Origin of the sequence: Helicobacter bilis ATCC 51630, from assembly GCF_000686565.1 — a bacterium.
GTDB lineage: Bacteria > Campylobacterota > Campylobacteria > Campylobacterales > Helicobacteraceae > Helicobacter_A > Helicobacter_A bilis.
Window position 1 is genome coordinate 1 of sequence record NZ_JMKW01000125.1, and the last position, 1,248, is coordinate 1,248.

The following is a 1,248-nucleotide window of genomic DNA, read 5'->3' on the forward strand; positions in this document are numbered from 1 at the left end:
CTTTCCATTTTGAAAAAGCTGTATAATGCAATCCCATTAATTCTGCTAATTGATTTTGCGTTATACCTAAAATCTTGCAAACTTCTTTAACCTTATCCATTTATTAGCCTTTAGAAATTTTCTATAATTATAACATAAAAATATATAAAAAAGCTTGATTTAATTGTATTTTTGTAGTGTAATTTATTACCGCTTGAGTTGGCAGCTTAAGCGGGAGTTTTTTGCCTTTCCTAAGCGAGTGCATAGAAAGGAGGAAAATTAAAAAATGATAAACAAGCTTATTATAATAGCTTTCTTGCTATTTGTGCTTTTTGTTAGTCCAATGTATTAACAAATTTTAATTTTTATTACAAATTGTTACATGCTAGGTATAACAGAAAGAAGGCTTTGTTTTTATCATGTTGGCTGTTTTGTTTTTGGCTCTTTGCTTGGCATGGTTTTCTTTTTTTATTGTCTCTTTTTCCTTGTTGATGTTGGTGTCTTTTTCTTGTGTAACTCTTTTAAGATTTTTGTCATGTTGAGGCTTTAGCAAAAACTCTTTATTGTTTATGTGTTAGATGTTTCTTGCTTTGCACTCAATGAGACAAATCTGCCTGTTTGCTTGGGCTTCTCTTGTTGGCACATTTGCGATTTTCATGCAAATTAGCACAAAGAAGGCACACAAAATTAGAGACGTTGGATTTTAAGGACACGCACGCACGAACGCAAAGGCACGCACATAAAAATAATCACGCACGAACACACAAAAGTCGCACGCACAAAATAAGGGTAAATTGCATTTTTATTATATTTTTGTTTTATAAAAGTAGCTGTGTAATATAAAATTGTTTGATGGATTTTAAGACAAAAAAGCCAAAGCGTGTTTATATGTGGGGAAAAAGTGTAACGAGAAAATTACATTTTTAGCTTTTTTGTGATAGAATAAGGGCATTTTTTAAGCTTTGAATGCTAGTTTTGTTTGCTCTTTTTTATAGAGTTTTTAAGGCTTTGTTAGTGTTAGGCTTAAAAAAATATTGCAAAAATTTATAAAAAGCTTGACAAAAAGGTTTTTTATGTATAACATTGCATTTTAGATTTAATGCTAGGGTTTGAGTGCTTGGCATTAAATAGGCCACTATAATGCTTTTTGCTTCGTTTGTTTGCTTGGGTGTTTAGATTCCCATTCTCATAATACCATTTTTCTATGCCTTCTCTTCCACCATTTTTAAATGGTGTTTCCCAATAAATTTTCCCATTTGAATAATATTC

General features: G+C 30.8%; 1 pseudogene. It reads right to left on the bottom strand.

Going from position 1 to position 1,248, the window contains the following annotated elements:
* Positions 1-1,050: 1,050 nt before the first annotated feature.
* Positions 1,051-1,248 (bottom strand): annotated as a pseudogene (locus T368_RS16960) (toxin-antitoxin system YwqK family antitoxin); the annotation flags it as partial.